Here is an 18,842-nt window from a genome sequence, read left to right on the forward strand (position 1 = left end):
GCTCAGCCGAAGCGGCCTGTGATGTAGTCTTCCGTTTCCTTGCGCTGGGGCTTGAAGAACATCTGCTCGGTGTCTCCGAATTCCACCAGATCGCCCAGGTACATGTAGGCCGTGTAGTCGCTGCAGCGCGCTGCCTGCTGCATGTTGTGCGTCACGATGACGACGGTGTAGTCGTTCTTCAGCTCGGCAATCAGCTCCTCGATCTTTGCCGTGGAGATCGGGTCCAGGGCCGAGCAGGGCTCGTCGAGCAGCAGCACTTCGGGCTTGATGGCAATGCCGCGCGCGATGCACAGGCGCTGCTGCTGGCCGCCGGACAGGCCCGAGCCGCTTTGCTGCAGCTTGTCCTTGACCTCGCCCCACAGGGCCGCCTTGCGCAGTGCCCATTCGACACGGTCGTCCATGTCGGAGGAGCTGAGGTTTTCAAACAGCTTCACGCCGAAGGCGATGTTGTCGTAGATGGACATCGGAAACGGCGTGGGCTTCTGGAAGACCATGCCCACCTTGGCGCGGATCAGCGCCACGTCCTGCTTGCTGGTCAGCAGGTTCTCGCCGTCCAGCATGATCTGGCCTTCGGCGCGCTGCTCGGGGTACAGCTCGAACATGCGGTTGAAGGTGCGCAGCAGCGTGGACTTGCCGCAGCCCGACGGGCCGATGAAGGCCGTGACCTTCTTTTCGGGGATGTCCAGGTTGATGCCCTTGAGGGCGTGGAACTTGCCGTAGTAGAAGTTCAGGTCACGAACCGTCAGCTTGGAGGAGTTCAGCGCGGTGGAAGAGGTCGCAGTCATTGCGTGATCCTTGTCCTTGTTGATTGCTTATTGCTGCATTACTTCTGGCGGGTCAGGAACCGCGCCAGGATATTGAGACCGAGCACCGCCACGGTGATCAGGAACACGCCGGCCCAGGCCAGTTGCTGCCAATTCTCGTAGGGGCTCATCGCGAACTTGAAGATCGTCACCGGCAGGCTGGCCATGGGCTTGGACAGGTCGGCATTCCAGAACTGGTTGTTCAGCGCCGTGAACAGCAGCGGAGCGGTTTCCCCGGCAATGCGGGCCACGGCCAGCAGCACGCCGGTGATCACGCCGGCACGCGCTGCACGCAGCGTCACCATGATGATGACCTTCCACTTGGGCGTGCCCAGTGCATAGGCCGCTTCGCGCAGGCTGGCAGGCACCAGCACCAGCATGTTCTCGGTGGTGCGGATGACCACGGGAATCACGATCAGCGCCAGCGCCACCACGCCCGCATAGCCGGAAAAGCTCTTGAAGCGCGCCACGACCACGGTGTAGACGAACAGGCCGATCACGATGGAAGGCGCCGACAGCAGGATGTCGTTGACGAAGCGCGTGGTATTGGCCAGCCAGCCGCGCGCATCGTATTCAGCCAGGTAGACACCGGCCATCACGCCGATGGGCGTGCCGACGAAGGTGGCCAGCGCCACCATGATCAGCGAGCCGAAGATGGCGTTGGCAATGCCGCCCGCCTCATTGGGCGGAGGCGTCATTTCGCTGAACAGCGCCAGGCTCAGGCCGCCGATACCCAGCGTGATGGTTTCCCACAGGATCCAGACCAGCCAGAACACGCCGAAGGCCATGGCAGCCAGCGACAGGGTCAGCGCCACCTGGTTCACGCGCTTGCGCTTGGCGTACTTGGCCTGGCGCACGCGCGTCAGTTCGGCCGCATTGATCATCTTGGTGGAGGTGCTGCTCACGAGCGGGCTCCTTCATTCTTCTGCAGACGGTTGAGCAGCACCTTGGAGCAGGCCAGCACCACGAAGGTGATGAAGAACAGCACCAGGCCCAGATAGATCAGCGAAGCCTGGTGCAGGCCTTCGCCCGCTTCGGCAAACTCGTTGGCCAGCGCCGAGGTGATGCTGTTGGCAGCCTCGAAGACAGACAGCGAGTTGAGCTGGTTCATGTTGCCGATCACGAAGGTGACGGCCATCGTCTCGCCCAGCGCACGGCCCAGACCCAGCATCACGCCACCGAGCACGCCGGTCTTGGTGTAGGGCAGCACGACCTTCCAGACCACTTCCCAGGTCGTGGAGCCCAGGCCGTAGGCCGACTCCTTGAGCAGGGCCGGCGTGACTTCGAACACATCGCGCATCACCGAGGCGATGAAGGGGATGATCATGATGGCCAGGATGATGCCGGCCGACAGGATGCCGATGCCTACGGGCGGGCCGGACACGAAGGCTTCCAGATAAGGAACGCCCTGAAACAGCTTTTGCAGCGGCTGCTGCACATAGGTGGAGAGCACGGGACCGAAGACCATCAGGCCCCACATGCCGTAGACGATGGAGGGCACGGCGGCCAGCAGCTCGACGGCGGTGCCCAGCGGGCGCTTGAGCCAGGCGGGCGACAGCTCGGTGAGGAACAGGGCGATGCCAAAGCTCACGGGCACCGCAATCAGCAACGCGATGGCCGAAGTGGCCAGCGTGCCGTAAATCATGACCAGGCCGCCATATTCGTTGCGAACGGGGTCCCAGACGCTGCGGCCCAGAAAGCTCAGGCCGTATTCATAGATGGCGGGCCAGGCGCCGACCAGCAGCGAAGCCAGGATGGCCAGCAGCAGGCCCAGCGTCAGCAGCGCGGCCAGACGCGCGAGAGCGCCAAACAAGCGATCCGCCACGCGCCCCGACAGCATCGGGGGGCGTAGCGGAGAAGGTGTGCGTCGCTGGGAAGCCTGTGCGGAGGCGGCCAGCGAGTTCGAGGGCGACGTTGTGGACACGTGAGGCGCCTTTATTCGCGGTTTGTGGGGAGATCAGAGGGGCCATGATGCACCTGCCGGCGGTGCGCCATGGCCCCTTTTCAGGGTTTACTTCAGGGAAATCGCGGTGCCCGAGGCGTCCTTGACTTGACCCCAGGATTGGAAGATCACGTTCTTGACGGCGTCAGGCATGGGCACGTAGTCCAGGTCGGTGGCGGTCTTGTCGCCGGACTTGTAGGCCCACTCGAAGAACTTCAGCGAGGCAGCGGCCTGTGCGGGCTTGTCCTGGGCCTTGTGCATGATGATGAACGTGGCCGAGGTGATGGGCCATGCATCCTTGCCGGGCTGGTTCGTCAGGATCTGGTAGAAGCTCTTGGCCCAGTCGGCACCGGCGGCAGCGGCCTTGAAGGTGGCGTCGTCGGGCGACACGAAGGCGCCGCCAGCGGTCTGCAGCTGCGTGTAGGTCAGCTTGTTTTGCTTGACATAGGCGTACTCGACGTAGCCGATGGAGTTGGGCAGGCGGCCCACGAAGGCGGCCACGCCTTCATTGCCCTTGCCGCCGGCACCCGTGGGCCAGTTCACGGCCTTGCCTTCGCCAACCTTTTCCTTCCACTCGGCATTGACCTTGGACAGGTAGTTCGTGAAGCCGAAGGTGGTGCCCGAGCCGTCAGCACGGCGCACGGGAGCGATGGTGGCGTCAGGCAGGGTCACGCCGGGGTTCAGGGCCTTGATGGCCTCGTCGTTCCACTTGGTGATCTTGCCCAGGTAGATGTCGCCCAGCACCTGGCCGGTCAGCTTGAGCTGGCCGGGCTGGATGCCCTTGATATTGACCACGGGCACGATGCCGCCGATCACGGTGGGGAATTGCACCAGGCCCTTCTTGGCCAGTTCGTCGTCCTTGAGCGGTTCGTCCGAAGCACCGAAGTCCACGGTCTTGGCTTCGATCTGCTTGATGCCGGCGCTGGAGCCCACGGACTGGTAGTTGATCTTCACGCCGGTGGCCTTGTGGTAATCGGCGGCCCACTTCGAGTACAGCGGCGCAGGGAAGCTGGCGCCGGCGCCGGTGGCTTCCTGCTGCGCCAGGGCCTGGCCCATACCGCCCGCAGACAGAGCACCAGCCACCAGAATGTGAATCACAGACAACTTCATGTACAGACCTCTTAGGGGTTGAAAGATGCGATGGCTGGACTGTAAGAAGGCTTTGTGACATTGATATGACACGGAGAAAAGGCGTCACAAATGCTGGGCCATAGTCTGTAAGACCCGGGTCATCGCGGTGTCACAATTCCGTCTTAGTCTTGTGCCTCGCACGAGCTGGCACCAGACAAGCGCAGCCCTGCCACCCGGCACCGCTGCGCACTCCTGCTCGACGAATCTTGATTGGCGTTTCTTTCATGGCACCAGAATCCCTGCTCGCCGCCGTTGACCTCGGATCCAACAGCTTTCGCCTAGAAATAGGCCGCGTCGGCAGCCACCAGCGCATAGAGCGCGTGGAATATCTCAAGGAAACCGTGCGCCAGGGCAATGGGCTCAACGAGCACCATGAGCTGACCGACGAGGCCATGCAACGCGGCTGGGACTGCCTGGCACGCTTTGGCGAGCGCCTGGCCGGCTTTCCTGCCGACCAGGTCCGCGCCGTGGCCACGCAAACCCTGCGGGAGGCCCGCAACCGCGATGTCTTCATCGCACGCGGCAGCGCCCTGCTGGGCTTTCCCATCGAGGTCATCTCGGGCGAGGAAGAGGCCCGGCTGATCTATCGCGGCGTCTCCAGCCTGTTGCCGCCCTCGCAGCAGCGGCGCCTGGTGGTGGACATTGGCGGCCGCTCGACCGAAGTCATCATCGGCCAGCATGGCGAGGCGCGTCAGGTGGCCTCCTACCCCATAGGCAGCGTCGCCTGGAGCACGCAGTTCTTTGGCGAAGGCACGCTGTCGCGCGCACATTTCTCGGCCGCCATCAAGGCCGCGCAGGCGGCCCTCACCCAGACCGTCTCGGCCTACCCGGCCACTGCATGGGACTGCGCCTATGCCTCGTCAGGCACGGCCAACGCCGTGGGCGACATCCTGGCTGCCAACGGATATTCCGGCGGGCTGATCACGCCCGACAGCCTGCGCTGGCTGCATGAGCAGTTGATGGAGGCCGGCCATGTGGACCGCATCCGGCTGGCCGGACTCAAGGAAGACCGCCGCGCCGTCATCGCCGGAGGCCTGAGCATCCTGATTGCGGCCCTGGGCCTGCTGGGCATCAATGAGCTGGAAGTCGCCCAGGGCGCGCTGCGCCAGGGCGTGTTGCACGACCTGCTGGAGCATGAGCCCCCCGCCGACCGCGAGGCAGCCGAAATTGCCGCGCTGCAGCAGGACTTCGGCATTGACGCCCCGCATGCGCTGCGCGTGCGCAAGGTGGCACGCTGGGCCTGGCAATCGCTGCACGCGCAACAATCGCCCGATGCCCTGTCCACGCATGCACTGGACACGGCCGCCAGCCTGCACGAGATCGGCATGCGCATCTCCCTCAGCGCCTACCACCGGCACGGCGCCTACATCACCGAGCACTGCGGTGCCGCGACATGGCCTGTGGAGCTGCGCGCGCGCATCACCCAGCTCGTGCTCGGCCACCAGGGCAAGCTGCGCAAGCTGGAAGCCGCCATCGAGGACCAGGCCGTGGCCTGGCCCCTGCTCGCACTGCGGCTGGCCGTGCAGCTGTGCCATGCCCGGCGTGACCCCGATCTGCAGGGCATGCGCCTGCATCGCTCGGACAGCGTCTTTCACCTGACCGTGCTGGAAGGCTGGGCCAAAAGCTATCCCCAGTCCGCCCAGCTGCTGCGCACCGAGGCCGTGGCCTGGCAGAAGACGCCCTGGACCTTGCAGCTGCATCTGCACTGAGCACGGCCACCCGCTTCGGCTTGCGCCGGGATGGCGCGGGCCCGCCGGCCGTGACGCAGCTCAGACCTGGGGCCCGTAGCGCTCCATCAAGGCGCGCTGCGCACCCAGGCCCGTGGTCGGATAGGGTGCACGCTGGTAGGCACCATTGGCCTCCAGGGTCCAGGCATCGCGATTGTCATACAGGCCAGCGACCAGGCATTCATCTATCACCTGCTGGCGCAGCACGGGGTCGCGCACGGGCCAGGCCAGTTCCACCCGGCGCATCATGTTGCGGTTCATCCAGTCGGCGCTGGACAGCAGCAGCTCCTGCTGCTTGCCCCAGGCAAAGTAGAAGACGCGCGAGTGCTCCAGGAAACGGCCGATGATGGAGCGCACGCGGATGTTGTCGGTCCAGCCCTTGCGCTGCGGCGGCAGCATGCAGGCACTGCGCACGATGAGATCGATGCGCGCGCCCTGCTGGCCGGCACGCACCAGGGCCTGCATGAGCAGCTCATCGGTCAGCGCATTCATCTTGAGCACGATGCGAGCCTCTTCGCCGCGCTGCGCCGCCTCGCCCACCTGGTTGATCAGCGCCAGCATGCGGTCGTGCAGCTGGAACGGCGCAATCACCAGCTGGTGCAGCTTGGGCAGGCGGTTGTGGCTGGACAGGTGGCTGAACACGGCATCCATGTCGGCCGTGATCTGCGCATCGCAGGTCAGCTGGCTGATGTCCGTGTACAGGCGCGCCGTGCGCACGTTGTAATTGCCGGTGGACAGGTGTCCATAGCGCTTGAGCTGCCCGCTGCGCTTTTCGCGGCGCGTGATCAGCAGCATCTTGGCGTGCGTCTTCAGGCCCAGCACGCCGTAGACCACCTGGGCGCCCAGGGCCTCCAGCTTCTCGGCGGAGTTGATGTTGGCCTCTTCGTCAAAGCGGGCCTTGAGCTCCAGCACGGCCAGCACCTCCTTGCCGCGGCGCACGGCCTCGGCCAGCAACTGCATGATTTCGGAGTCGGACCCGGTGCGGTAGATGGTCTGCTTGATGGCCAGCACCTCAGGGTCGTTGACGGCCTCGCGCAGCAGCTCCAGCACGCCGTCGAAGCTCTCGAAAGGCTGGTGGATCAGCACGTCACGCTTGCGGATCTGGGCCATCACCGAGCGGCCCGGCTGCAGCTGGCGCGGCCATGCCGGCCGCCATGGCGGGAACAGCAGCGCGGGGTCATCGACCAGATCGACCAGCTGCGACTGGCGCACCAGGTTCACGGGCCCCTTGACGCGGAACAGTGCCTCGGTCGGCAGGCCGAACTGGCCCAGCAACAGGTCGGACAACATGGGCGAGCAGGCAAAGGACACCTCCAGCCGCACGGCCTGGCCGTAGTGGCGGTGGTGCAGACCCTGGCGCAGCGCCATGCGCAGGTCGCTGACATCGTCCTCATCCACCGCCAGATCCGAATGGCGGGTGACACGGAATTGCGCGAACTCCGCCACCTCACGCCCCGGGAACAGCTCGACCAGATGGGCGCGCACGATGCTGGAGATGCTCACGAACAGGCGCTGCTTGCCCGCGATCTTCTCCGGCAGGCGCACCAGGCGAGGCAAGGCACGCGGGACCTTGACGATGGCCACCTCGTTGGCGCGGCCAAAGGCATCTACACCCTTGAGGCGCACGATGAAGTTCAGCGCCTTGTTGGCCACCTGGGGAAATGGATGGGATGGGTCCAGGCCCACCGGCATGAGCAGGGGCTGGACTTCGCGCAGAAAGTATTCGCGCACCCATTTGCGCTGGGCGCTGCTGCGCTCGCCATGGGAGACCACGCGTATGCCCTGCCCCGCAAAGGCAGGAATCAGCGATTGGTTGTACAGCGTGTACTGGCGCAATACCAGCTCATGCGCCTTGTCCATGAGCGAGCGAAAGCTCTGCAGCGTGTACAGGCCCTTGGCGTCGCCGGCCTTGGCCGCCGTCACATGGGGGGCGCAGCGCACCTCGAACCATTCGTCGAGATTGGAAGAGACGATGCACAGGTAGCGCAGCCGCTCCAGCAGCGGCACATCCTCGCGCACAGCCCAGTCCAGCACGCGTTCGTTGAACGCCAGGATGCAATGGTCGCGGTCCAGAAACTGTTGTTGCTGCTGCTGTTGCTCTTGCACTTCACCGCTTTCGGCTGTGGCGTACAGGCCAGTGTATGCCGCGGCGGCCAGCCCCGCAGCAGAGACCGGGGCAGACGCTGGCATCGCCTGGCCCTGCAATTCCAGCAGGGCGGTGGAAAGGCTTTTGGCCAGGGGCATCATCGGGACATTCAAGGGTGCAGAGACGGGTATGGGCGCTGTCTCGCGGGCCATGCCCAGCGAGGCCGGCCCTGCGGGCATGGTGCGCAGCCCCTGTTCATGTTCTGGTTCGGCAGGCGCGGCAGAGGCGCTGGCGGGAATCGGCGTGAATGTCTGGGGCATGGATGCAGGGGCCCGGCCTGTGCAGGACCCGGTAGTCACCCCGTGGGCCGGGGATTCGGGCAGTCTGCCCCGGGTTTGTGACATGTTCATGACATAGATCCCATCCACGCATGACACCTGTCATACAAGCGACTTCCGGCAATGAAGGGCTGCGCTGGCGCTGTCATGCAAAGGTCATGACCAGGTCACGCAGCCACGAGGGCCGCGCTGTATCGCCAGGGTGCTAAGCTCACTGCCATCCCCCTGGATGGCGTTGGCTGCTGCAAACCTGCCGCAGCCGTGTCGTCGTCCGCCTGTCGCGCATGCCCTCTTCCAATCCCCCCGAAAGCCGCCTGGCCGCCATCGACATTGGCTCCAACAGCTGCCTGCTGGCCATGGCCCGCAGCGACGGCGCAAAGGTACAGCTGTTCAGCCACCGCAAGGAAGCCATACGCCTGGGCAGCGCCCTGGACGCACAGGGCGCCCTGAGCCTGGAGGCCATGCAGCGGGGCTGGGCCTGCCTGGAGCGCTATGCGCAGGTGCTGGGCGACCTGCCCCGCCACCGCGTTCGTGCCGTGGCCACGCAGACGCTGAGGGAGGCATCGAACCGCCAGGTCTTCCTGGACGAGGGCCAGCGCATCCTGGGCTGCGCCATCGAAGTCATCGACGGCGAGGAAGAAGCGCGCCTGATCTATCGCGGCGTCGCCCAGTTGCTGCCACCCGGTCCCCAGCGGCGGCTGGTGGTGGACATCGGTGGCCGATCGACCGAGCTGTGCCTTGGCCAGCAGCGGCAGGTGCTGCAGGCACGCTCCTTCGCCTTCGGCAGCGTGACCTGGGCATTGCGCCACTTTCCCGATGGAGAGCTGTCGGCCCAGGCACTGTCCCAGGCCGAAGCGGCGGTGGCCGACATCATTGCGCCCGAAGCCGCGCGGTTTGCCGCCGGGCAGTGGAGCCATGCCTATGGGTCCTCGGGCACGGCCGGTGCCATCGTCAAGGTGCTGGCCCATGCCCCCGATGGCACGGCCGGCTGGATCACGCGGCAGGGACTGGACTGGCTGCAGGCGCAGTTGCTGCGTGCAGGGCATGTCAGCCGCGTGAACATGGACGGGCTCAAGGAAGAACTGCGCCCCATGATCGGCGGCGGCATGAGCGTGATGCGGGCGATCTTCTCCAGCCTGGGCATCGAGCGCATGCGCGTGACGCATGGCGCCCTGCGGCATGGCGTGCTGTATGAGCTGGCCGATCGGCTGGATGCCGAAGCCTCCGGAAAACACAGGCGCAGGCAAGTTACACCCGGCAAGTGACGGCCCATGACGGCCCAGGCCCTGCTTGCGTCAGGGAAGGCCGATAGAGTGTTTTTCGCACAAGTGCTACACTTTGTAAGCTTCCCACCCTCCCTTCATTACCGCCCCACCGCTTCGCCATGTCCGCGCCGACGATTGCGTACGACCCTGTACTCGAACGTCCGTCTTCGATGATGGCGGCGTCCCTGCAACGCAGCCTGCGCGAGCAGCAGGCCCTGCTCGACAATGCCGGCGTCGGCATCGTCTTCATTCGCCAACGCGTCATCGTCCGCTGCAACCAGTGCTACGCAGACATCTTCGGCTACGCGGGCGAGCATGCGCTGGTGGGCATCAACAGCGAACACCTGCATCCCAGCCGCGATGAGCTGCGCAGCCTGGGACGCGAGGCCTACCGCACGCTGAGCGCCGGCCTGTCCTTTCGCACGCAGCGCCGCCTGCGCCGCAAGGACGGCAGCCTGTTCTGGGGAGAGCTCACGGGGCGGCTCATCAATCCGGGCGATGCGCGCGAGGGATCGATCTGGATCGTGAGCGATATCGACGACCGCCTGCGTGCCCAGCAGGCCCTGAGCCAGGCCCACGAACTGCTGGAGCAGCAGGTGCGCGACCGCACACGCGAACTCAGCGCCACGGTGGAGAACCTGCACCGGGAGATTGCCGACCGCAAGCTGGACCAGGAACGCATCTACTGGATGGCGCACTACGACGCGCTCACCGGCCTGCCCAACCGCACGCTGCTGGCCGAGCGCAGTGCCCGCGCCATCGAGCTGGCCAAGGCCAACGACACGCCGCTGGCCGTGATGTTCCTGGACCTGGACCACTTCAAGCATGTCAATGATTCGCTGGGCCATCGCGTGGGCGATGCCCTGCTGGTGGAGATTGCCCGACGCCTGCGTGCCGTCGTGCGCGACCGCGATACGGTGGCCCGCATCGGCGGCGACGAATTCGTGCTGCTGCTGCCCGGCGCCAATGCCCAGGGTGCGGCTCGCGTGGCCGGCAAGCTGCAGGAGGCGTCGCGCCAGGCCTACCAGATCGACCGCCATGAGCTGACCATTGCGCCGTCCATGGGCATTGCGCTGTACCCGCGCGACGGCCACGACATCGACTCGCTGACCCAGGCCGCCGACGCGGCCATGTACCACGCCAAGCAGGCCGGCCGCAACACCTACCGATTCTTCACGCCGCAGATGCAGGCACAGTCCCTGCGCGCCCTGCAGTTGGAGAACGCGCTGCGCCGGGCGCTGGAGCGCAATCAGCTGTATCTGCACTATCAGCCGCAGATCACGCTGAGCACGGGCCGCGTGCGCAGCGTGGAGGCGCTGCTGCGCTGGGAGCACCCGGAACTGGGCTCGGTCTCACCGGCCGAGTTCATTCCCGTGGCCGAGGACAGCGGCCAGATCCTGCAGATCGGCGAATGGGTGCTGCGCAGCGCCATGCAACAGTTGCAGGTCTGGCGCAATGCAGGCCTGTGCGACCTGAAGGTGGCCGTGAATCTTTCGGCCATCCAGTTCCATCAGCAGCAACTGCCCGAGATCATCAACCGCATCCTGCTCGACAGCGACCTGCCGGCCGATTCTCTGGAGCTGGAGCTGACCGAGGGCGTGGCCATCCATGATCCGCGCCAGGCGACAGCCACCATGGACCGGCTGCGCGAGCACGGCGTGCGCTTGGCCATGGATGACTTCGGCACCGGCTATTCATCCCTGAGCCAGCTCAAGCGCTTTCAGATCTACAAGCTCAAGATCGACCAGTCCTTCATCCAGGATCTGGACCACGACAGCAACGACCGCGCCATTGTCAGCGCCATCATCCGCATGGCCCAGGCCCTGGGCATGCAGACCACGGCCGAGGGCGTGGAGACCGAGGCACAGCTGGAGTTCCTGCGCGAGCAAGGCTGCGATGAAGCCCAGGGCTACCATTTCAGCCGCCCGCTGGCACCAGAGGCGCTGGAGTCCTTCTTGCGCAGCCAGGGCTGACCGGGCCACATCACCGCGCGCATCGCATCACCTCGCGCACCGGAATCCAGACGAGAAAAAGCCGAGGCATGAAGCCCCGGCCTTCCATGCGCAGGAGCGCGCAACCGCTCAGGCAACCGGCGAATTCTTGGCCACGCTGGCCAGGCGCTCGGCACAGCGGCTGGCCTGATCGCCATCGCGCGCCTCCACCATCACGCGCAGCAAAGGCTCGGTGCCGCTGGCGCGGATGAGCACCCGCCCCGTATCGCCCAGCTCGGCCTGGACGGCCTCGGTGGCCTCTTCCAATTGGGTGTTGCGCTTCCAGTCCTGGCCCGGCTGCAGCCGCACGTTGAGCAGCACCTGGGGAAACAGCTGCACGGACGACAGCCACTGCGACAGGCTCTTGCCCGAGCGCACGCAGGCCTGCAGCACCTGCAGCGCGCTGACCAGGCCGTCGCCCGTGGTGTGCTTGTCCAGCGCCAGCAAATGGCCCGAGCCCTCACCGCCCAGGGTCCAGCCCTGGCGGTGCAGCTCTTCCAGCACATAGCGGTCGCCGACCTTGGCACGCACAAAGCCCACGCCCTGGGACTTCAGCGCCACCTCCACGGCCATATTGGTCATCAGCGTGCCCACGGCGCCCGGCACGGCCTCGCCGCGCGCCAGCCGGTCGGCTGCCAGCAGATACAGCAGTTCGTCGCCGTTGTAGAGCCGCCCTGCCGCATCGACCAGCAGCAGCCGGTCGGCATCGCCATCCAGCGCCACGCCGAAATCGGCCTTGTTGGCGCGCACGGCCAGCACCAGAGCCTCGGGGTGCGTGGCACCCACGTCTTCGTTGATGTTCAGTCCATCGGGCGCACAGCCTATGGCCACCACATCGGCCCCCAGTTCATGGAAGACCTTGGGTGCGATCTGATAGGCCGCGCCATGGGCCGCATCGACAACGATCTTCACGCCCTTGAGCGTAAGTGCATGGTCAAAGGTGCTCTTGCAGAACTCGATGTAGCGGCCCGCCGCGTCTTCAAGGCGCCGGGCCTTTCCCAGAGCGGCAGAGTCGGCCCACACGGGATCTTCGGTCAAGGCCTGCTCGACCTCTTCCTCCCAGGCATCGGGCAGCTTGGTGCCCTGTGCGCTGAAGAACTTGATGCCGTTGTCGTAATAAGGGTTGTGGCTGGCGCTGATGACCACGCCCAGGCTGGCGCGCTGGGCGCGCGTCAGGTAGGCCACGCCCGGGGTGGGCAGGGGACCGAGCAGCATCACGTCCACGCCGGCCGAGTTGAAGCCGGACTCCAGGGCACTTTCCAGCATGTAGCCCGAGATCCGGGTGTCCTTGCCGATCAGCACCATCGGGCGGGCTTCCTTGCGCCGCAGCACACGGCCCACGGCGTGCGCCAGGCGCAGCGCGAAATCGGGGGTGATGGGCGAGCGGCCCACCAGGCCGCGAATTCCATCGGTACCAAAATATGTGCGTGCCATAGTGCTCCTTTGTTGTTCAGTTGTTGTCGTGCATGGTCTGCCAGACCGTCAATGCCGCCACCGTATCGGCCACGTCGTGCACGCGCACCACGCGCGCACCCCGCTCCACTGCCAGCAGCGCCGCCGCCACACTGGGCACCATGCGCTGGCCCTGCGCAAGGCCACTGACCTGCCCGAGCGAGCCCTTGCGCGACCAGCCCGCCAGCAGCGGGAAGTCTAGGCCCAGCAATTCCTGCTGGCGCGCAAGCAGCGAAAAATTCTGTGCCACGCTTTTGCCGAAGCCGATGCCGTAGTCCCAGACAATGCGCTCGCGCGCCACGCCCCGGGCCAGCAGGGCATCGCTGTGCGCCTGCAGGAAATCGCGCACGGCGGGCGCGGCATCGCCTTGCATGGGCATGGTCTGCATGTCCTGCGGCGTGCCATGCATGTGCATGAGACAGATGCCGCAGCGCGGGTGCGCGGCCACCACCTGCTGCGCGCCCGGCTGGCGCAGCGCCCAGATGTCGTTGACGATGTCGGCCCCAAGGTCCAGCACGGCCTGCATGACCTCGGGCTTGTAGGTATCGACGGAGACAGGCACGCCCAGTTGCACCGCGCCCTGCACCACGGGCAGCACGCGCCGCAATTCCTCGTCCAGCGGCACGGCCGGTGATCCGGGCCTGGTGGACTCGCCGCCAATGTCGAGGATGTGCGCGCCTTCGCCGACCAGCTGCTCTGCATGCCGCAAGGCCCGCTCCACGGTGTTGTGCCGCCCCCCGTCGGAAAACGAGTCGGGCGTCACATTGACGATGCCCATCACCAGTGGACGCTGAAGGTCTAGAACAAAGCGCGAAGTCTGCCATTGATGCGGCATGGGATTTCCTGAAGGTAGGCGCTTGCCGGACCGGGCCCCTCGCTCGGCCACCGCTGCGGGCGATTGAGCACATCCGGCAAGCAAAGCAAAAGGGCCCCTCGGGGCCCTTTGCATGGGATTGGCAGATTCTGCGGCAAGCAGATCAGGCCGTGGTGGGCGCAGGGTCGGCATCCACTGCCGGCGTGCCGCCGGACGAGTTGCCACCGTCGGAAGACGGCGGGTTGCGCGGCACCCAGTCCTTGGGAGGACGCGGCTCGCGGCCGGCCATGATGTCATCGAGTTGCTCGGCGTCGATGGTTTCCCAGTCGAGCATGGCCTTGGCCATGGCATGCATCTTGTCGGAGTTGTCCTCGATCAGCTTGCGCGCCAGTCCGTACTGCTCGTCGATGATGCGGCGAACCTCCTGGTCCACCTTCTGCATCGTCTGCTCGCTCATGCTGTTGGTCTTGCTCATCGAGCGGCCCAGGAAAGGCTCGCCTTCCTGCTCCGCATAGACCATGGGACCCAGCGCGTCGGTCATGCCGTAGCGCGTGACCATGTCGCGTGCGATCTGCGTGGCCCGCTCGAAGTCGTTGCTCGCGCCCGTGGTCATCTGGTTCATGAACACTTCTTCGGCAATGCGTCCACCGAACAGCATGGCGATCTGGTTGAGCATGAACTCCTTGTCGTAGGAGTAGCGGTCCTTCTCGGGCAGGCTCATCGTTACGCCCAGCGCACGGCCGCGGGGGATGATGGTGACCTTGTGCACGGGATCGCACTTGGGCAGCAGCTTGCCGATCAGCGCGTGGCCCGCCTCGTGGTAGGCCGTGTTGCGGCGCTCTTCCTCGGGCATGACCATGCTCTTGCGCTCGGGGCCCATGATGATCTTGTCCTTGGCCTTCTCGAAATCCTGCATCTCGACGGTACGCGCATTGCGGCGCGCGGCCATCAGGGCTGCTTCGTTGCAGAGGTTGGCCAGATCGGCACCCGACATGCCGGGCGTGCCGCGGGCGATCACGCCCGGATTCACGTCCTGACCGACAGGAATCTTGCGCATGTGCACATTGAGGATCTGCTCGCGGCCACGGATGTCGGGCAGCGTCACGTACACCTGGCGGTCGAAACGGCCGGGGCGCAGCAGCGCCGCATCCAGGATGTCGGGACGGTTGGTCGCAGCCACGACGATCACGCCGAGGTTGGTCTCGAAGCCGTCCATCTCGACCAGCATCTGGTTCAGGGTCTGTTCACGCTCATCGTTGCCACCGCCCAGGCCTGCGCCGCGCTGGCGGCCCACGGCGTCGATTTCATCGATGAAGATGATGCAAGGTGCGTTCTTCTTGGCATTCTCGAACATGTCGCGCACACGGGCCGCGCCCACGCCGACGAACATTTCCACGAAGTCGGAGCCCGAGATGCTGAAGAACGGGACCTTGGCCTCACCCGCAATGGACTTGGCCAGCAGCGTCTTGCCGGTACCCGGAGGACCGACCAGCAGCAGGCCACGCGGAATGCGGCCGCCGAGCTTCTGGAACTTGTTGGGGTCCTTGAGGAAGTCCACGACTTCCTTGACCTCTTCCTTGGCTTCGTCGCAGCCTGCAACGTCGGCAAAGGTCACGGTGTTGTTGTTCTCGTCCAGCATGCGCGCCTTGCTCTTGCCGAAGCTGAAAGCACCGCCCTTGCCGCCGCCTTGCATCTGGCGCATGAAGTACACCCACACGCCGATCAACAGCAGCATGGGGCCCCAGCTGACGAGCAGGGTCATCAGGACCGAGCCTTCTTCGCGGGGCTTGACGTCGAACTTGACGTTGTTGTTGATCAGGTCACCCACGAGCCCACGATCCAGGTAGGTGGCTGTAGTGCGCACCTTGCGGTCATCGTTGGTCGTGGCCACGATCTCGGTGCCGCCGGGGCTTTCCTGGATGGTGGCGCTCTTGATGCGGTTGCTGCGCACCTCTTCCAGGAACTCGGAGTAACCGACATGGGACGCGCCGGCGCCGCCACGGGTGTCAAATTGTTTGAACACCGTAAACAGCACCATGGCGATGACCAGCCAGACGGCAATTTTTGAAAACCACTGATTGTTCAAGCGGGGCTCCAATGGGGATACAGATAAAACGACTTCCAGCGTGCTCGAAGCGTATTTGCGGTTCATTTTAGGTGTTTCAAGCTGGCTGGTCGCCTATATCCCTCTATAGCAGCCATAGCTTGAATGCGGTCTTGACCCGCGTCAGGGCCGCGCCGGGCGGCTGTGCAGGGCTACTTGAGCCCCATGCCCACCAGAAACGTCTCCGAAGACTTGTCGCGCGAGGACTTGGGCTTGATCGGCTTGACCACCTTGAAGGTCTGCCGGAACAGCGCTACCAGGTCGTCGTAGGCCCCGCCGTGGAAGAGTTTCACGACCAGGGCCCCTTCAGGTTTCATATGGTGGATGGAGAAATCAACCGCCAGCTCCACCAGCAGCGCAATGCGCGCCGCATCCGTCGTACCGTTGCCCGACAGGTTCGGAGCCATGTCGGAGACCACCACATCGGCCTTGCCACCGCCCAGCGCTTCCTGCAGCTGCGCCAGCACCGGCTCCTCGCGAAAATCGCCCAGAATGAACTGCACGCCCTCGATGGGCTCCATGGGCAGCAGATCCAGCGAGATGATCCGGCCATTGAGCGCGCCCACCGCCGCGCCTTCTGGCGACAGGCAGCGGCGCACATACTGGCTCCACGCCCCGGGCGTAGAGCCCAGATCCACCACCGTGGCACCCGGCCGGATGAGCTTGAGCTGTTCGTCTATCTCCTTGAGTTTGTAGGCCGCGCGAGCGCGGTAGCCGTCCTTCTGGGCGGCTTTGACGTAAGGATCGTTGACGTGGCTGTTGAGCCAAGCCTTGTTGACCTTCTTGCTTTTTGTTTGGACTTTCATGCTGGATTCTTTCAGCCTCGATAATACGGCCATGCCCCAAATTCAATTGACTCCCGCCGAGCGCCGGGAACACCGCGCCAACGCACACCACCTGGACCCCGTGGTCCTCATCGGAGGTGACGGCCTGACGGCTGCCGTGCAAAAGGAGGTCAACGCCGGCCTTAACGCACATGGCCTGATCAAGGTCCGTGTCTTCAACGACGACCGCGCCGCACGCGAGCAGATGTATCTGCAGCTGTGCGACGAACTTGGCGCTGCACCCATTCAACACATCGGCAAGCTGCTGGTGCTCTGGCGCCCCATGCCGGAAAAGGAAAAAGCCGTCGACGAGAACCGCATGCCCGGTCCTCGCGATGTCAAACTGCTCAAGTTCAGCAAGCGCTCCGGCCAAAAGCCCGAGGTCAAGCAGATCCGCGTGCTGGGCAACCAGCGCCTGACGGCAGGTGGCCAGGTCAAGCGCGCCAAGCCCAAGCAAAAGTCGGTCAAGAAGCGCCAGGCAGACTGAGTCCGCCGCATCCATGACCGTAGCATCCCATGCCGCCAGCGTGGCCCAGGCCGCGCAACCGCCCTCCGCCTCCCCCTCTGCGCAGCAGCGCTTCGTGATCTGCATGAAGTGGGGCAAGAAGTACGGTCCGGAGTATGTCAACAGGCTCTACGCCATGGTGCGTCGGCATCTGAAGGGCGATTTTCGCCTTGTCTGCCTGACCGATGACGGTGTGGGGATTCGTGACGAAGTCGAATGCCTGCCCATTCCGCCGCTGAACCTGCCCGCCGGCATTCCCGAGCGCGGCTGGAACAAGCTGGCCACCTTCAGTGCCGACCTGCATGGCCTGCGCGGCACGGCGCTGTTTCTTGACGTGGACGTGGTCATCACCGGGCCACTGGACGATTTTTTCACCGAGCCCGGCGAATTCCTGATCATCCACGACTACAAGCGTCCCTGGCGCATCACGGGCAATTCCTCGGTGTACCGCTTCGAGCTGGGTGCCCACCCCGAGGTACTGGACTACTTCCGCACGCATTTCGAAGAGATCCGCAGCAGCTTCCGCAACGAACAGGCCTACCTGTCCGATATGCTGCACAAGCAGGGCAAGCTCAAGTACTGGCCGCAGGCCTGGTGCCCCAGCTTCAAGTACCACTGCATTCCCGCATGGCCGACGAACTACTGGAAGCCGCCCTTCGTGCCGGATGGTGCACGCGTGGTCATCTTCCACGGAGAATGCAACCCGCCCGACGCGTTGGCCGGCCGGCGCAATCGGCGCTTTCGCTATATCCGGCCTGCCACCTGGGTGGCCGAGCACTGGCACGAGTGAGCAGCTCGACCCAAAAAAACGCCCGCGCTTGCGGGCGTTTTCGTTTGGCATGGTGCCGAACCGGCAGGACCGGGCTCAGGCCGTGGCCTCGGCTTTCGCTTGAGACGGAGGACTGCCTATGCGCCACAGCACGACGAGCGCACACAGCCACTGCAGCGCATACATCACCGTGCCCACGCTGTGCCACAGCTTGAGGTTGTCGCGTGCCACGATGCGCGGCGACACGCCGTACTGGACCAGAAATGCCAGCAGCATGCCTGCGATCACAAAGCCCAGACAGGCCTTGGCCCAGGGCTGCAGGACCTGCTCCTTGTTGCGCCGGGACAGAACCAGCAGCAGGGCCGCGCAGGCGATGGACACCCAGGTCTGCGCGGCAAACAGCTTGGCTGCCATGAAGCCCGCGACAGCCGGCGTGGGCAATTGGGCGAACAGCATGGGCACGGCCATGAAACCGATGGCCGACAGGCTGCCCCACCACAGGGCAGCAGCCAGCAGGGGAACGCGTTCGTACAGGTTGCTCATGGGCTTAGGCCTTCCTCAATGATCGAGGCACAGGCGCCGACGCATCAGAGGTAGCGCACCGACACCACTTCATAGCGGCGCTCGCCGCCCGGTGCCTGCACGACGGCGGTATCGCCCTCTTCCTTGCCGATCAGCGCGCGCGCGATGGGGCTGGAGACGTTGATCAGGCCCAGCTTGAGGTCGGCCTCGTCCTCGCCGACGATCTGGTACTTGACCGTGTCGCCGCTGTCTTCATCCTCGAGCTCAACCGTTGCACCGAAGACCACGCGGCCACCGGCATCCACGGAAGAGGGATCGATGATCTGGGCAGCCGACAGCTTGCTCTCGACCTCGGCAATGCGGCCTTCGATGAAGCCCTGGCGGTCCTTGGCGGCCTCGTATTCGGCATTTTCGCTCAGGTCGCCCTGGGCACGTGCCTCGGCGATGGCCTGGATGATGGAGGGACGCTCCACGGTTTTCAGGCGGTGCAGTTCGTCCTTGAGCTTCTCGGCTCCGCGCTTGGTGATGGGAATGGTGGCCATTGAAAAGTCTCCATGTTCAGCGAACGC

Annotated in this window: 16 protein-coding genes; 5 read left to right on the plus strand and 11 right to left on the minus strand. The window is 65.0% G+C overall.

All coding sequences use genetic code 11. The features are described from left to right. Window positions 1-2: 2 nt before the first annotated feature. From pstB to pstS, 4 genes are all read right to left on the minus strand, one after another. Complete coding sequence (gene pstB, locus BW39_RS00145; RefSeq protein ID WP_012206714.1) at window positions 3-785, minus strand: phosphate ABC transporter ATP-binding protein PstB; 783 nt, start codon at window positions 783-785, stop codon at window positions 3-5. Window positions 786-823: 38 nt separating this feature from the next. Further along, window positions 824-1,687, minus strand: a complete 864-nt coding sequence (pstA, locus tag BW39_RS00150; protein ID WP_034398840.1) for a phosphate ABC transporter permease PstA — start codon at window positions 1,685-1,687, stop codon at window positions 824-826. Window positions 1,688-1,704: 17 nt separating this feature from the next. Continuing rightward, entirely contained in the window at window positions 1,705-2,643 is a 939-nt protein-coding gene (gene pstC, locus BW39_RS00155; RefSeq protein WP_012206716.1) for a phosphate ABC transporter permease subunit PstC, read from the minus strand. Between the two features lie 171 nt (window positions 2,644-2,814). Then, window positions 2,815-3,855 (minus strand): phosphate ABC transporter substrate-binding protein PstS, encoded by a 1,041-nt coding sequence (gene pstS / locus BW39_RS00160; RefSeq protein WP_012206717.1) that lies wholly within the window; start codon window positions 3,853-3,855, stop codon window positions 2,815-2,817. Between the two features lie 245 nt (window positions 3,856-4,100). Between pstS and BW39_RS00165 the strand changes: the two genes are divergently transcribed. Continuing rightward, window positions 4,101-5,585, plus strand: coding sequence for a Ppx/GppA phosphatase family protein (locus tag BW39_RS00165; protein WP_043819003.1), 1,485 nt, complete (start codon window positions 4,101-4,103; stop codon window positions 5,583-5,585). A gap of 60 nt (window positions 5,586-5,645) precedes the next feature. Here the strand turns inward: BW39_RS00165 and ppk1 are convergent, their stop codons facing one another. Further along, window positions 5,646-8,099 (minus strand): polyphosphate kinase 1, encoded by a 2,454-nt coding sequence (gene ppk1 / locus BW39_RS00170; protein ID WP_043819279.1) that lies wholly within the window; start codon window positions 8,097-8,099, stop codon window positions 5,646-5,648. A 212-nt stretch (window positions 8,100-8,311) separates the two neighbouring features. On the opposite strand from ppk1, the gene BW39_RS00175 reads away from it, so the two are divergent. Next, window positions 8,312-9,292, plus strand: coding sequence for a Ppx/GppA family phosphatase (locus BW39_RS00175; protein ID WP_043819005.1), 981 nt, complete (start codon window positions 8,312-8,314; stop codon window positions 9,290-9,292). 119 nt (window positions 9,293-9,411) lie between these two features. After that, window positions 9,412-11,265 carry an EAL domain-containing protein gene (locus BW39_RS00180; protein ID WP_034396146.1) on the plus strand — a complete coding sequence of 618 codons (1,854 nt, stop codon included), beginning with the start codon at window positions 9,412-9,414 and terminating at the stop codon, window positions 11,263-11,265. A gap of 108 nt (window positions 11,266-11,373) precedes the next feature. Here the strand turns inward: BW39_RS00180 and glmM are convergent, their stop codons facing one another. The 4 genes from glmM to BW39_RS00200 all read right to left on the minus strand — a co-directional run bounded on the left by glmM (window position 11,374) and on the right by BW39_RS00200 (window position 16,459). Further along, entirely contained in the window at window positions 11,374-12,717 is a 1,344-nt protein-coding gene (glmM, locus tag BW39_RS00185) for a phosphoglucosamine mutase (protein ID WP_043819007.1), read from the minus strand. Between the two features lie 16 nt (window positions 12,718-12,733). Further along, window positions 12,734-13,570: a dihydropteroate synthase gene (gene folP / locus BW39_RS00190; RefSeq protein ID WP_043819009.1), complete on the minus strand. Its 837-nt coding sequence runs from the start codon at window positions 13,568-13,570 to the stop codon at window positions 12,734-12,736. 142 nt (window positions 13,571-13,712) lie between these two features. Continuing rightward, a complete protein-coding gene (ftsH, locus tag BW39_RS00195) occupies window positions 13,713-15,635 on the minus strand; it encodes an ATP-dependent zinc metalloprotease FtsH (RefSeq protein WP_016447469.1) in 1,923 nt (640 codons plus the stop codon). Between the two features lie 170 nt (window positions 15,636-15,805). Further along, window positions 15,806-16,459: an RlmE family RNA methyltransferase gene (locus tag BW39_RS00200; RefSeq protein ID WP_043819011.1), complete on the minus strand. Its 654-nt coding sequence runs from the start codon at window positions 16,457-16,459 to the stop codon at window positions 15,806-15,808. A gap of 31 nt (window positions 16,460-16,490) precedes the next feature. Here BW39_RS00200 and BW39_RS00205 point away from each other — a divergent pair, with 31 nt between their 5' ends. Continuing rightward, window positions 16,491-16,964, plus strand: coding sequence for a YhbY family RNA-binding protein (locus tag BW39_RS00205; RefSeq protein ID WP_013801462.1), 474 nt, complete (start codon window positions 16,491-16,493; stop codon window positions 16,962-16,964). Between the two features lie 13 nt (window positions 16,965-16,977). Continuing rightward, window positions 16,978-17,772: a hypothetical protein gene (locus BW39_RS00210; RefSeq protein ID WP_013801461.1), complete on the plus strand. Its 795-nt coding sequence runs from the start codon at window positions 16,978-16,980 to the stop codon at window positions 17,770-17,772. A 75-nt stretch (window positions 17,773-17,847) separates the two neighbouring features. Here the strand turns inward: BW39_RS00210 and BW39_RS00215 are convergent, their stop codons facing one another. Both BW39_RS00215 and greA read right to left on the minus strand, forming a co-directional pair. Further along, window positions 17,848-18,294: a DUF4149 domain-containing protein gene (locus BW39_RS00215; RefSeq protein ID WP_043819012.1), complete on the minus strand. Its 447-nt coding sequence runs from the start codon at window positions 18,292-18,294 to the stop codon at window positions 17,848-17,850. 44 nt (window positions 18,295-18,338) lie between these two features. Next, entirely contained in the window at window positions 18,339-18,815 is a 477-nt protein-coding gene (gene greA / locus BW39_RS00220) for a transcription elongation factor GreA (protein WP_012206729.1), read from the minus strand. Window positions 18,816-18,842: the final 27 nt, after the last annotated feature.

This window comes from Delftia sp. RIT313 (assembly GCF_000632165.1).
Lineage (GTDB): Bacteria > Pseudomonadota > Gammaproteobacteria > Burkholderiales > Burkholderiaceae_C > Comamonas > Comamonas acidovorans.

What these genes read in the sequence shown, in the direction of transcription:
- BW39_RS00180 (WP_034396146.1), top strand. Translation starts at nt 9,412, where the DNA reads ATGTCCGCGCCGACGATTGCGTACGACCCTGTACTCGAACGTCCGTCT.
- BW39_RS00215 (WP_043819012.1), bottom strand. Translation starts at nt 18,294, where the DNA reads ATGAGCAACCTGTACGAACGCGTTCCCCTGCTGGCTGCTGCCCTGTGG.
- BW39_RS00165 (WP_043819003.1), top strand. Translation starts at nt 4,101, where the DNA reads ATGGCACCAGAATCCCTGCTCGCCGCCGTTGACCTCGGATCCAACAGC.
- pstC (WP_012206716.1), bottom strand. Translation starts at nt 2,643, where the DNA reads ATGCTGTCGGGGCGCGTGGCGGATCGCTTGTTTGGCGCTCTCGCGCGT.
- greA (WP_012206729.1), bottom strand. Translation starts at nt 18,815, where the DNA reads ATGGCCACCATTCCCATCACCAAGCGCGGAGCCGAGAAGCTCAAGGAC.
- BW39_RS00200 (WP_043819011.1), bottom strand. Translation starts at nt 16,459, where the DNA reads ATGAAAGTCCAAACAAAAAGCAAGAAGGTCAACAAGGCTTGGCTCAAC.
- glmM (WP_043819007.1), bottom strand. Translation starts at nt 12,717, where the DNA reads ATGGCACGCACATATTTTGGTACCGATGGAATTCGCGGCCTGGTGGGC.
- BW39_RS00175 (WP_043819005.1), top strand. Translation starts at nt 8,312, where the DNA reads ATGCCCTCTTCCAATCCCCCCGAAAGCCGCCTGGCCGCCATCGACATT.
- folP (WP_043819009.1), bottom strand. Translation starts at nt 13,570, where the DNA reads ATGCCGCATCAATGGCAGACTTCGCGCTTTGTTCTAGACCTTCAGCGT.
- pstS (WP_012206717.1), bottom strand. Translation starts at nt 3,855, where the DNA reads ATGAAGTTGTCTGTGATTCACATTCTGGTGGCTGGTGCTCTGTCTGCG.
- BW39_RS00205 (WP_013801462.1), top strand. Translation starts at nt 16,491, where the DNA reads ATGCCCCAAATTCAATTGACTCCCGCCGAGCGCCGGGAACACCGCGCC.
- ppk1 (WP_043819279.1), bottom strand. Translation starts at nt 8,099, where the DNA reads ATGAACATGTCACAAACCCGGGGCAGACTGCCCGAATCCCCGGCCCAC.
- pstA (WP_034398840.1), bottom strand. Translation starts at nt 1,687, where the DNA reads ATGATCAATGCGGCCGAACTGACGCGCGTGCGCCAGGCCAAGTACGCC.
- pstB (WP_012206714.1), bottom strand. Translation starts at nt 785, where the DNA reads ATGACTGCGACCTCTTCCACCGCGCTGAACTCCTCCAAGCTGACGGTT.
- BW39_RS00210 (WP_013801461.1), top strand. Translation starts at nt 16,978, where the DNA reads ATGACCGTAGCATCCCATGCCGCCAGCGTGGCCCAGGCCGCGCAACCG.